The following is an 11,902-nucleotide window of genomic DNA, read 5'->3' as shown; positions in this document are numbered from 1 at the left end:
CTGTAGCAGGGCGGGGCTCCGGGTCTCGGCGCTCAGCGAGGCGCCCAGAGCCGCTCGCGGCGGGGCCGACTGACACCGACGTACGAGAAAGGCACGGTCTGCACATCGCAGACCGTGGCTTTCTCGTTCGTTCAAGCCACGGCGTAGACGGTCCCCGTCCCCTCATCGGAAGCGGTCACCGTAAGCGTGTGCGGCCCGACCACCACCACATCGCCAACGGCCCGCGCAGCGTCGAAGCGCGTCGCGACGCTCCACCCAGAGCCGAAGTAGATGCTCGGCTCCTGCGCGATGCTGTCCCCGTCGAAGAGCCAGATTTCGGGCTGGCCGAGAGCAGCGCGGATGTCATTCGCGACGCTTGCCGTCGCCTGCGCGGGTAGCGGTTCGTCGGCCGCGGTCACGGTCGAGGTCAAATCGGAATCGCTACCCACGTCCGTGAAAGCGAGTGTCACGCCCTCCGGGATACGGGTTGCTTCGAAGACCTCGCCGCGTCCGATGACCGGACCAGGAGCGGTCGCAAGCATCACCTCGAACGGGACGCCCGGCGCGAGTTCCGGGGTGGTCGAAAGCACCGTCCACCCGAGGCCCTGTGCCGTATCGCAGACGAGCCGCGAGAAGCGAGCAGTCGCCGTCTCGCAGACCTCCGCGCCCTGTGGCTCAGCAACCCCCGAGTCCGCCTCGGCGGGTGGTGCGACAGGGCCGGCTGCGGGCGGTTGCTCGGTCACCTGCGTGATGAGGGCGGGCACATCAAGCAGCGGCTTGACGGTGCTACCGCCGAGCACCGCGGCCAGGCCGATAACCCCGGCGAGCAGGGTCGCGCCGTAGAAAAGACCGGTGCGCGGCGCGGGAGCCTCGGTGTCATCAATGAGCGTCATGGTGTCTCCTTGTAATCGTGAAGGGGGCGGGGCAGCGAGCATGATGCTCGGCGCCCCGCGTGTGGCTCACCGCCAAGCGGCGGGGACTTCCGGCGGAACCGGGTCGGCGGTGAGTGCCGGTACCTCTGCAACTGGTGTCAAAGTCCGCCCGGTCGGGTGGATGCCGCGTTCAGCGAGAAGGCCTGAAATCTCATCCGGATGCGCGTAAGCGACGCGGAAGCCGACAACGTCACCTCCGTCCTGCATCGCGACAGCGAGACCCTTACGCCCGTTATCGAGCGCACGGAACTCAGCTTCCGCCAGTGGCAGGTCGTCGCCAGGGAAGACCATCCGAAGCGACTCCTGCTTCAGGGGCTTACCTGGCGTCTTCAACTGGACCATCGTCGGGAAGTTCGCCCGAGTCGGACCGTCGATGATGCTCGCGTCTGGCCGTTGGAAGCCGAGGATGAGCCGGATACCGACGAAACGAGACTCGCGTGCGAGGTCGTCGAGGGTCATCTTGAAGTTCGTCTTCGCCTGGTTCACCGCGATAGCAGCCGCGACCTTCGGGTCGTTCTTATCCAGTCCCTTCAAGTCCTTTAGCAGCATGAGCGCTGCCGCCTCATCGATGAACACAACAAGCTGGCGGATGCCCTCACGCTCGCGCACGTCCGCGGGCAACTCATGCCAGTTCGTGACGCCGTCGTACTGCGGCAGGATGCTCGCGCGGCGCTTCATCTCGTCGTAGACCGCGTCGAGAAGAGCGGCGGCTCCGACCGGTTCGCCCGCCCAGCCGAGGGCGTATCCCTTCAAGCGAAGGAAGTCGAGGCCCTGCTTCGGCGAGCCGTCCATGATGACGATGTCCGAGCCGTTTGCCAGCGCGACGGCCATCATGGTGCGAAGGAGAACCGACTTGCCTGACCCGGTCGGACCGGTGACGATGGCGTGCACGCCGTCCTCTGAGTCGTAGATGACCTGCGTGCCGCCAGTGCCCTCGCCCATCGGGAAGCAACGCCACGTCGAGTCTGTTGCTTGAACGGGGAGCAGTGATGTGAGCGGCACGCTGTCGGGGAGAGCACGCGGGACGCCGTACGTGAAGTCCACGCGGCCAGTGCGCGCGTTCTCTTCGATGTTCCAGCCCGACGTGTATCCCGGAATCGCCGCGGCGAGTTCCTGAAGATTGCTCACCCGACGGTCGGCGGTAATCGAGGTAGAGGGCAGGCGGGCGACAATGCGTTCGAAGCGCGGCTCGTCCTTCGCGTATTCCGCGAAGACGTCCACCTCGTGAGGCTGCACCTTCAAAATGCGCGCCCACGCCGCGCGAATCGAGCGTACGGTCGGGGTGAGCGTCGCGAACGTTGCGGTTTTTGAGTCAGGGTTCCAGCTAACGAGGTCGCGGCTGTTGCTCTCTGCGTAGACACGGACCTCCGCGAGCAGCGCAGCCGCAGTCCCCGGTTTCTGCACGATGTGCGCTTCGGCGTTGCCGTACTCCAGCGGGTTCGAGCTGATGATGCCGCGGCCGTCGCGGGTGACGCCCACAAGGTGCGTCTGTGTGAAGCCGTCGAACTTCGCTGTCATAGCGCGCACCATGCATCCGATGCGCGCGGTCTCGTCCGGGTCGTTCACCGCGAAGCGCGGCAGGATGGCGTGGGCCTGCATTCGAATCTCCTTCTTTCGTTGTTGTTGTTGTCACGCGGCGACGCCGCTGGTGGAGAGGTCAGAGGAGATGCTCCTTTGCGGAGTTCTCCACGTAGAGGTAGACGGACTCGCGCCAGAGCGGCACACCCTCCGGTAGGGCCCAGTCCAAGAGCGCCGTAATGTCGTGCCTCAGGCCCGATAGACGGCGGAGGAGCGTGTCGCTGACGCGGTCGAACGCGTCGCCGGAGTGCTCCTCGGCTTCCAGCGCAGCCCGCTTGATGCCCGCGAGGTGTTCGGCGCTCGTGTCATCGACGGGCTGCAACCGCACACCCAGGCGAACCGCGGCACCGTCTGGTAGGCCGCAAGCGTGGAAGTCGGCGAGCGTCACGAGTACCCCGACGTAGCCGTCGTCTGTTTTCAAGTTGTAGAACCGCTCGCCTCTTGTGAGGGGCGTGAGAAGGCGCAATGCACGGCGAGCGATGCGCTCGTGACGACGCGCAGCGCGATGCTCTCGGTACTCGTCGTCCGTGACGGGGAGGCGAATGGTCTTCATAGTGGCTGCTCCTTCCGGGAGCGTGGTGAAGCACCCCGACCGTTGGGGCGCGGATGGTGCGCGTCGCCGAAATCGAACCGGCGCCGAAGCCGTCGGATGACGGTGTGAGTCCCACCAGGGAGCGCGCTGCGCCGCTACTTGTAGCGGCTTGCGACTCAGCCGAGCCGCGGGAGAGGCTGGTCACCCAGCCCCTGTGAGAGGTCGATGACCTTCAGGTCATCCAGACCGCCGCCGATGTGCTCTGCGAAGAGGCCTCCGGAGCGGGACTTTGCGTCACGCTGAGCGCGGGTTTCATCGTCCACTGGCTCCAGGATGAGGGTGTCGTCCACCGGGTCGGCGTGGGCAATCATGAACTCCGGCGCCTTCACGCGTACCCGCTCTTCCAACTCGGCGAGGTTCTCCAGAAGCGCGTCGCTCCCCGCGGGGATGCGGGCGATGAGACGCCCGAGTACGTCGCGCTGCACCATGAAGGTGCCGTCTGCGAGACCACGCTCATACGCGGACGGCGTCATCTTCACGACACCCGCGACCAGTCGATGGCTCACCTCGTCAAACGGAGGCGGCTCCTGAGAGCGAAGAACCGCCTTCGCTGTGGGCACCGCGCCGCCGAGGGCGAGGACGGTCGCGATGACCGTCGCCGCTCCCGAGATGACGCCCCAGAACCCGGCCGGAAAAAGCATTCCCGCCAGCGCCGCCCACGTCGCGGTCAGCGCGAAGGTCAGCGTCCACCACACGAGATGGCTGTGCTCCAGGGCCGCGCGAGGCGATGATGCGCCGCCGTTCGCCCAAGTCCACCGGTTCACCGTGAAGAGCCAGGCGAGGACCAGCGTCGGGGCTGCCAGCAGACCACGCGTCGCGAACGCGACGCCGACGAGGATGATGATGGTCAGCCCGAGGCTCACCCAACGTCCGACGGACGCTTTCGCGCGGCGTTCGAAAGCGACTTGCTCGTACTCCGACACCGGGGGATTCAGCTGTTGGAAGTCCGCGAGCAGCGGGAAGAATGGGATGCAGTTGGCGAGCGTTCCGATGACCGGGAAGCCGCTATCGCGCTGAGCGTTCGGGTACATCCGTTTCCTCCTTCCTCTCTCTCGTGCCGCGCATCGTGATGATGACCGCGGCAATGCCGTCCACGATGCGGCCGACGCCTGCGCGGCCTCGTTCCCCCAGTGCCTGCCGGAGCGCGGCGATAAGTAGGAGGCTCACGATGGCCAGGGCGATGAGCGCGGCGACCGTTGTCCCGTCCCAGGTCATCGGGCGCCCCCGGTCCACCGCTCGACCGCGCTCCGGTCGAAGCGCCAGTGACCGCGCCGTCCAACGCGGTACGGGTTGACGGGGAGGGCACGGTCCTCAGCGAGGTAGTGCCGGAGGGTATCCGGGTGGAAGCCGAAAGCCTCGGCTGCCTCAGCCGTGCCCATGAACGAGCGTGTAGTTGTCATCGAAGATGTCCTCTCTCGGATACAGGTAAGCGATGGCCTTCTCGGCCTCCGCGGGAAACTGCTGGCGCAGACCCTGCTCGACAGCAGTGCGAAGCGCGGGCGGTGCGTTGAGCAGGCCCGCGAGACCGGCCTTCGCCGTCGGGATGAAGTGGTCGAGGGCCGCGAGGCGTGTAGTCCGTACCGCGTCGGAAGAACCACGCGGCCATTCCTTCGGAGTCCACCCCCACGCGGCGATGGTGTCGTAGACCAGCGTTTTTTCCTCACGGCGGGCGATACGTGATGTTGCGGTGAGTGTGGCCTCAGCCTGGCGAAGCGTCCACGCCGCCTCCGCGCGAGCCACCGCCTCCCAGCGGAGGTCAAGGTCTGACGGGTCCGCGGGCAGGAGCGCTTGTAGGCGCTTCGTCGGCTTCGCGCCGCCCGCGGCCCAGAGGGCGGAGGCCTCCCATGCGAGTGGTGTGAGAGCCTGCGGGTTCGGCACGCCCTTGACGCGGTCGAAGTGCCAGGCGGGATGCGCGGCACTCAGCACCCAGTGGGCGATGAGGTTCGGCTCACCCGCGAGAATCGACGCGGACGCTGCACGCTCGACGGCGGACGGCTTGTGCGAGGTCGGCCAACGGCGGAGAGCGAAACGAGGTTCGCCGCTGCGTGTCTTACCGCGGCGTTGCAGAACGCCGTGCTCACACGCGAGGGTCAGCCAATCGCGGGCGGTATCGCGGTCGATGCCGAGGCGCGCTGCAAGGTTGCGGGCGTTGCCGACCCAGGTGTCCCAGGCGGCGGTGTTTGCGAGCATGTCGGCACCGACGACTGCGGCGAGCAGGCGCACCTTCCGGCGCTGTGAAGGAGTGGCTTCGGGATAGTCACGAAGCACGTGCGAGATGGCGCGTCGTGCGATGTCGCGGCGGCGCGCGGAAGGCGAGGACGAGAGATGCCGTGAGGCGGTCTTCACGAGACGGTCCCACTTGTCGTCATCGGAGACGAGCGAAGCGATTCTCGCGCCTGCGTACCGGCGCAGGTAGTCGCGCGTAGCAGTACGGTCCGTCTTCACCGCGCACAGCACAGCGAGAACCTGCGTGAACGGGTCGGCGCCGTCGTTGCGATGCAGCACCGGGGTGATGGTCTGGGAAAGATTCATTTCTTCCGCTCTACTGATGCCTCTAGGCCCCTAAAGGGGCCGTAGAGGCAGACCAGTAGGGCAGAGGGAATGGATAGGAGCACCGCGGTGCAGCGAGCCGCGAAGCGGCAAGCGTGCATCGAACGCGAAGTCGAAACGCGCGAGCAGGGTGCATGGTGGTGCGTGCGCACGCGGTCTCACGACGGTGTCGTGACCGCTACACGGGGAGCCGACGGTCGCCGAGACGAGGGGGTTCGAGATGGCGCGTTGAGCGTGCATCCCGGTGTGCAGAATGTGGCGCCAGGTTGAGTGGCTGGTGCCGCTGTAGAGGGCTGCTCTAGGAGCGAGCCTGGTTCCCTCTTAAACAAGTCCCCGGGCAGTGCGGAGAACCCCTTCCACGCACTGCCCGGGAACGCTTTTGTACCGGCTACCGGTACATGTTTCTTACGGCCGGATGAGGCGTACGGAGTATCCCGTGTCTACGGCTACTTTCATGCCGAGAATGTTGGCCAGACGCTGCGCGTCGAGACGCTCTAGAAGGTGCTCGATGCGCACTTCAACGACGGTGACGTTCACGCCGCCTACGCCGTCCGGCTGCACGTCCACGAGCGGTGTCGCAATGATGAGACCGGACGAACGCCACTCAGCCACCGTCATGCCGGTAGCCTGCGCGACAGCGTCGATGACGCGGTCAGCCTCCACCGCGTAAGCGGCGCGAATGACAGTCTCGGAGAGGCCATGCATGGTCACCATGCCTCCTTTCGTGTGGTCACTGCGGCCGCGGAGCGTGTCACGCGGCCGCAGCGAGGTCGAGTGTGGAGCGGGTCGCCGCGTGCATCCATCGGTCGAGCGCATCCGGGTTGAAGCCCGACCAGTGCGCGAGCACCTGCCCCGCGTCGTCGCGGACGATGACAACGGGCGCGGACAGGTAACCGAGTGCGCGCACTGTGGCAAAGGCTTCGGCGTCCTCCGTGAGGTCGATAACCGAGTGCGGTGTGCGCCCCAGGTATCGCTCCGTGGCAGAGCACTGCACGCAGCTGGGCTTCGAGTAAGTAATGATGGACACGCCGCCTCCGTTAGGTGCGAGAGCGGCTTCCGAGATACACGAGCCATTTGCGGCCGTTTTTCCGCTCTACTTACTTAGTGCGGGAAAATGAAGGCATATGTGGATGCTCATAACTGCGAAGACCCTGTGAACTAGAGAAGTTCCTAAGTTTCCCAAGTGTCCCATGCTTTACTACTGCCCCGCCCTCTAGACTCATCTGCTGCTATCGGTACTGAAACATGGGACACTTGGGAAACTTGGGACCGATTTGCGCGTAAAACGCAAAATGGCCCCCTTTACTTGAGGCCAAGTCGCTTGATGTGGGAAATCAGGCGGAGGTTCCCCAGCCTTCTATTTCCTCGACCCGAAATACCGCGCGGTTCTTCGTATCCTTGCTCACGAGGATGCGGAATGCCCGGTCGCCCCAGACCATCGGTGCTTCCTTGACGGACTGGAAGTGGCGCGTCCACGCCTTCACGCGGCCCGTCTCGGTATTCGCGGCCATCGCCACCTGGAGTACCTCCGGGAACGTCGGCGGGGTGGCGCCGGTGGTGTGGTTCACCATCTTGAAGAGGTCGGCCATCTTCATCCACGAGTGTGAGACACCTTGACGCTGCTCTTCCGCGTCCATGAGACCCCGGACGTATGCGAGAAGCTCCCCCCACTCCTCGGCCATCTCATCCTGCTCACGGGAGAGGGCCAGTTGGCTGCGCATCGCGAGGGCGGTGACGGACTCACCGTTCAGCGTCACCTCTTCGAGGCCTCCGAGGACGACACTCGTCCACCCTTCGTAGGAGCCGAGTACCGCGTGCGGCCTGGTGCCATTTTGGAGTCCATACGCGAGGAAGGTGTGCAGGGCCGCGAGGACTTCGGGGCGGTGTTCCGTAGCCCAGGCCCGAACGTCGGCGTGGCGGAAGCCGGTGCGCTGGCTCGCGGCGTGCTTGCCCATGAAGCGGAGTCGGGTCTTCAGCACGCGGCGTCCGAGGTCGCCGCCGACTTGGAGGTTGTTTCCGCAGAAGGAGACGATTTTCCCTTCGACAGGCATCATCTGGTTGCCTCCGAGGATGCGTAGCGGCAGCGACGCGCGCGTGGTGAGTGAGGTGAGTGTGAGGCTGTCCACGCGCTCGCCCAGTTTGACTTCATCGACGTGCGCGTGCGTTCCACCTTCGAGCGCCAGGGCCACGAGCTGCTTCCGGATTTCGTCGTCCTTCGACCGCTTGTAGTCGATTTCCGCGGCGCGGTCGTTTCCCTGACCGATGATGAAGCCGAGCATCGCGAGAAGCGTTTTTCCCGTGCCTCGCTCAGGGGCGTCGAAGCCCCACATGGGGGTAGCGCCGTACAGGTTCCGCGAGGCGCAAGTTGCGAAGTAGGCGAGGGCGACGGCGCGGTCTTCGTCGCTCTCGAACGGAAAGTCGGCGAGGAGTTCGGCGAGTACGTAGTCGGCCGCGGCCTGCGCTTCGGCAAATGTCGGCTTCTCGGGCACCGAGTATCGCGCCCAGTCACCGCGCTGCGTGTGGGGGATGTTGATGAGCACCTCTTCGGCAGCGTTGTAGCCGGGCTGTGAGGCAATGCGGCCGTCGAGCAGGAGGACCGGCGCGCTTGCGATGTAACGGACGGCAGGGATGGCTGGCGAGTAGAGCGCGGTCTCGTAGATGGCCTGCGCGAGAGCGGGCGGTACGGCGGCGAGGTAGTCGCCCATGAACGTGCCGTCCGGGGCGACCATGCCCTTCTTCGCGGGTTGCACGACGACCATCATGAGCGCGGCTGCGTCGCTTTGTGTCCAGGTGCGGGTGGTGCCATCCGGCTCCGTCGTCACGAGCGCTGTTGCGCGGCCGTCGAGCGACACTTTGCGGTAGACGAAGCGTTGACCTCCTCGGGTCGCCGACGCGAGCGCAGCGACAGTCTTCACAGTGACGGCCGCTGCATCCTCGTCGGCAGGGCGGATGATGGGGCGGTGGTCAGCGAGGTACTGACCGATGGTGGCACCGTTGGTGACCGCAGGTGTGGGGGCGCTCGGCACTACCGCGCCGTCGCCTGTGGGTGGTGCCCCGTACGGGTCTTCGGGCGGCGTCATCGAGTCCCAGTCCGGCGCCCAGTAGTCGTCCGCGGGTGCGGATGCTGGGAGGGATGGAGCGCCGAAGTCAGCGCGGATGGAGTCGAGGGTGTGCGTCATGGGGTGGGGTTCTTTTCGTCTCGGCGAAGGGACGGTGTACCCCTTCCCTCATCCCACGCCGGGCGCGTTTTCACGCTCACGTGGAACAGCCCCCGGGTTGGTCCGGGGGCTGTTCTCAGAGGCTGAGGAGGTCGCGCATCACTTGCTCCGCCTTGTCGCCGTACTTGCGCTTGATGACTTCCGCAGCCGAGCGGCGGGACGGCTTGCCAGTGAGGTCGAGCGCGCTGCACTTCGCGTTGAACGCCGCGGTGAGGTCGCCGGACACACGCTTCTTCTTCGCGGTCGCCGGGTTCCCCCTCGGCGCGGGGAGCGCCGCTGTCGCCGCCGCGAGGTCACTCAGATGCTCGATAACCCACGGCAACAACGCGTCAAAGCGTCCGTCGAAAGCGCAGGCGATACGCCAGGCTCCGTCCTTACCGACGACCGCCGCCAGGAGGCCGTATGTGGTAGCGGAAGCGGCGCCGGAGTCTCCTGGCTCCAGCCCGAGCGTCGCCATGGTGGTCGGGCTGAATGTGGAGATGAACTCGGTCCCGTCTTCGTGCGCTAGGACGGAGATATCGGCGTCCTGGCGCAGGCGGATGCTGTCACCTTCCACAGCGCCGCCGTGAACGGCTTCGACGTACGCGGACGCGGGTACCGCGCGGTCCATGCGTGTACGCGGGTTCTCGCCCTCGGCCTCCACATCGACGCGCTCGCGAGCCGTGGTCGTGGCGACGGTGCGCTGCGCCTTCCTCACGACATCAGCGCCGACGCGCGCCTCGTACCGCTCGCGCCACCCCTGCTCGCCGAAGGTGGTCTGCGGGGTGAGAGAGCCTTCTGTGAGAGGCGGCATGCGGTCGATGACAGGTCGAATGCCGTCCTCGGCGGTGTAGATGCCGTGCGCCTTGACTACGCCCTTCCCCACACGGTTGTGGCCCCAGACGCGGACCGGTCCGTGACGCCCGACAACGCCCTTGTCGAGGTATCGGCCATACTGCTCTTCGAGCGCCGTCAGGTACGCGATGAAGTACGCGTCGGTCACCTCCTCCGTAGCGCGGAGCATCACCTGGAACCCGCCGCTACCGCTCTCGACGAGCACGGCAGCGCGACCAAAATCTTGAGTGATGCGGTCGGCGATGCGCTCACCTTCCTCGGGCGTAGGCAGCGGATACAGCGCGCCGTCGGGCACTCCGTGGCCGCTGTCTACGTCAATGTCCGCCCACAGGAGGCGTCCGGTCGGTGGGAGGATGCCGCCGTTGCGAGCGTGCGAACCGACCTTCGCCGTGCCCTCTTCGGGACGCTCGGTCAGCAGCGTCTCGGGGAGGGAGAGCCGTCCGACGCCCCGCTCATCCCACTCGCGCAGTCGCATGACCAACGTGTCTATGACCGCGTCGTAGGTGGCGAGCGTGATGGGGAGGATGAGGGAGGCGGCGTCCGCAACAACGTCGCGGCGCCGTTCCACGCTGTCACGCTGTGACGCGCAGAGCCATAGCGTTTCGGTGGGGCGCGCCTGGAGCGTGTCGAGGTATCCGAGGAAGCGGGCCTGCGCGTGGACCTCTTGCCGTCCGATGGGCCAGCGGGTGACGAGGGCGGGGTTCGGCGGCAGCGGCTTGGGCGCGGGGACGATAACGGTGATGCTCATGCGGACACTGCCTCGGCTACCGCGTGTGTGAAGGCTGTGGGCATGCCATGACCTGTGCCGCAGAGGTCTTCTAGCTGATACTGGAGGATGGGGTCGGCGGCGATACTTGCGCGGCCACGCTGCACGAGGTGCCTAGCACCGTCGCGGCCCTTCAACCTGAGACGGCCCGCGACCTCGTCGAAGGTCGCGAGGACCGGGTCAGCGCCATCACTGTGGATGTTGGCGTACGAGGCGATGGCCGCGCGCTGCTTTGCTGTGAGCGGTTCACGCCCGTCAGGCTGCGGCCCGGTGAGGCGCTCGAACCCCATGCGGACGACGGCGGTTCGTAGGCGCTTCTCCCTCCCTGGCTCGGGAACAACTGCGCCGTCGTACGCTCCGTCTCCGAGGTCTTCGATTCGCTGCTCCCACGAGCCGGCGGTGTACATCGCGTCGGTGCGCATGCCCTCGCCCACGAGGCCTGCATCCTGGCCACTACGACGCGCTGCGATGGTCGCGGTCCATGCGCTGAGCTTCTTCTTCTCGGAGGCGAGGAAATCGTCGATGCCTTGCGGCGTGGTGACCTCGTAGACTGCGGCGTTACGCGCGGCTTCGGGGTCCACGTAGTCGCGAGTGACGGCTTTGAGCGCTCGCTCGGTGCGGCGCTCGATGTCGCGGATGATGGGGTTCTGCTTGCGACCGGTGGTCTCGGCGAGAAGGCGCATCAACTCTTCGTCGGTGAGGTTTTCATACTGCATAGGGTGGCCCTTCCGTGTTGGTGAAGGGCTGTTCTTCCCTCCACCCACCCCACGCCGGGCAGATTTTCACGGCGCAACAGAGAACGCCCCCACCTAGTCGGTGAGGGCGTTCGCAGCGCGGTCAGGTCTGGCAGGCCTGCGCCTGCCGCTACTCCGGGAAGATGACGACGAAGTCATTCGGCGCGACCTGGGTGCTCAGCCATGCGTCGAGAGAGGCCTTCGCTTCAGCGAGGCTGCCGTACGAGACGCCGGGCTGAAATGGACCGTTGAAGAAGTAGCTGGTCACGAGGTTTTCATCGAAGTCGTAGCCGGTCATGCGCAGAAGCGCTACGACACGTTTGCCGGTGTCGCTTCCTACCTGGGCAATAATCTTTTCGCGCTCTCGCAGGAAGGTTGATGTGCCGTCGTCCACCGTGTAGGTGGCTGCGTGGCTCGCGCCCTTCGAGTTGATGTCTTGTTGTACAGGTTCTGGGAGGGGCGCTCCGCGGTCCACCACGATGTACGAGCCGTCGGGCATCGGGTAGCCCCGATACTGGCCTTTCGAATCGCTGTTCAGCGCCTCGGCGGTCGCAGCATCAACCACCGCGCCGACTTCGAACTCTGGGGTCGCTGACAGCGTCGGCGTCGCGCTCACGTTAGCGCCTTCGGGCGCCGACTCCGGAGCACAAGCGGTCATCAGCAGGACGGCAGTCACGCCCAGGGCGGCGATGGCTGGAGCACGGTTCACGCTTCGCATC

At 66.0% G+C, this 11,902-nt stretch carries 12 protein-coding genes; all 12 read right to left on the bottom strand.

Going from position 1 to position 11,902, the window contains the following annotated elements:
• Window positions 1-131 precede the first annotated feature (131 nt).
• The 12 genes from AB1K56_RS03335 to AB1K56_RS03280 all read right to left on the bottom strand — a co-directional run bounded on the left by AB1K56_RS03335 (window position 132) and on the right by AB1K56_RS03280 (window position 11,892).
• Window positions 132-872 (bottom strand): hypothetical protein, encoded by a 741-nt coding sequence (locus tag AB1K56_RS03335; RefSeq protein ID WP_371204541.1) that lies wholly within the window; start codon window positions 870-872, stop codon window positions 132-134.
• A 66-nt stretch (window positions 873-938) separates the two neighbouring features.
• Window positions 939-2,510 (bottom strand): FtsK/SpoIIIE domain-containing protein, encoded by a 1,572-nt coding sequence (locus AB1K56_RS03330; protein ID WP_371204540.1) that lies wholly within the window; start codon window positions 2,508-2,510, stop codon window positions 939-941.
• A 58-nt stretch (window positions 2,511-2,568) separates the two neighbouring features.
• Window positions 2,569-3,042, bottom strand: a complete 474-nt coding sequence (locus AB1K56_RS03325) for a hypothetical protein (RefSeq protein ID WP_371204539.1) — start codon at window positions 3,040-3,042, stop codon at window positions 2,569-2,571.
• A gap of 155 nt (window positions 3,043-3,197) precedes the next feature.
• Complete coding sequence (locus AB1K56_RS03320; protein WP_371204538.1) at window positions 3,198-4,112, bottom strand: hypothetical protein; 915 nt, start codon at window positions 4,110-4,112, stop codon at window positions 3,198-3,200.
• A 180-nt stretch (window positions 4,113-4,292) separates the two neighbouring features.
• Entirely contained in the window at window positions 4,293-4,460 is a 168-nt protein-coding gene (locus tag AB1K56_RS03315) for a helix-turn-helix domain-containing protein (RefSeq protein ID WP_371204537.1), read from the bottom strand.
• The gene (locus AB1K56_RS03310; protein ID WP_371204536.1) at window positions 4,447-5,613 is read right to left on the bottom strand and encodes a hypothetical protein; all 1,167 of its coding nucleotides are present in this window, start codon (window positions 5,611-5,613) and stop codon (window positions 4,447-4,449) included. The genes AB1K56_RS03315 and AB1K56_RS03310 overlap by 14 nt, the downstream gene beginning before the upstream one ends.
• Window positions 5,614-6,036: 423 nt before the next feature.
• Window positions 6,037-6,342 (bottom strand): hypothetical protein, encoded by a 306-nt coding sequence (locus AB1K56_RS03305; RefSeq protein WP_371204535.1) that lies wholly within the window; start codon window positions 6,340-6,342, stop codon window positions 6,037-6,039.
• A gap of 40 nt (window positions 6,343-6,382) precedes the next feature.
• Complete coding sequence (locus tag AB1K56_RS03300) at window positions 6,383-6,658, bottom strand: glutaredoxin domain-containing protein (RefSeq protein ID WP_371204534.1); 276 nt, start codon at window positions 6,656-6,658, stop codon at window positions 6,383-6,385.
• 307 nt (window positions 6,659-6,965) lie between these two features.
• A complete protein-coding gene (locus tag AB1K56_RS03295) occupies window positions 6,966-8,810 on the bottom strand; it encodes a hypothetical protein (protein WP_371204533.1) in 1,845 nt (614 codons plus the stop codon).
• A gap of 115 nt (window positions 8,811-8,925) precedes the next feature.
• Window positions 8,926-10,431 (bottom strand): hypothetical protein, encoded by a 1,506-nt coding sequence (locus AB1K56_RS03290; protein WP_371204532.1) that lies wholly within the window; start codon window positions 10,429-10,431, stop codon window positions 8,926-8,928.
• Window positions 10,428-11,165, bottom strand: a complete 738-nt coding sequence (locus tag AB1K56_RS03285; RefSeq protein ID WP_371204531.1) for a hypothetical protein — start codon at window positions 11,163-11,165, stop codon at window positions 10,428-10,430. Before AB1K56_RS03285 ends, AB1K56_RS03290 begins: the two co-directional genes overlap by 4 nt.
• A gap of 148 nt (window positions 11,166-11,313) precedes the next feature.
• Window positions 11,314-11,892 (bottom strand): hypothetical protein, encoded by a 579-nt coding sequence (locus AB1K56_RS03280; RefSeq protein WP_371204530.1) that lies wholly within the window; start codon window positions 11,890-11,892, stop codon window positions 11,314-11,316.
• Between the last annotated feature and the right edge of the window lie 10 nt (window positions 11,893-11,902).

The organism is Microbacterium sp. BWR-S6Y (assembly GCF_041379845.1).
GTDB lineage: Bacteria > Actinomycetota > Actinomycetes > Actinomycetales > Microbacteriaceae > Microbacterium > Microbacterium hydrothermale.
The sequence above is the reverse complement of the archived record's forward strand: the minus strand, read 5'-3'. Positions and strand labels throughout refer to the sequence as shown.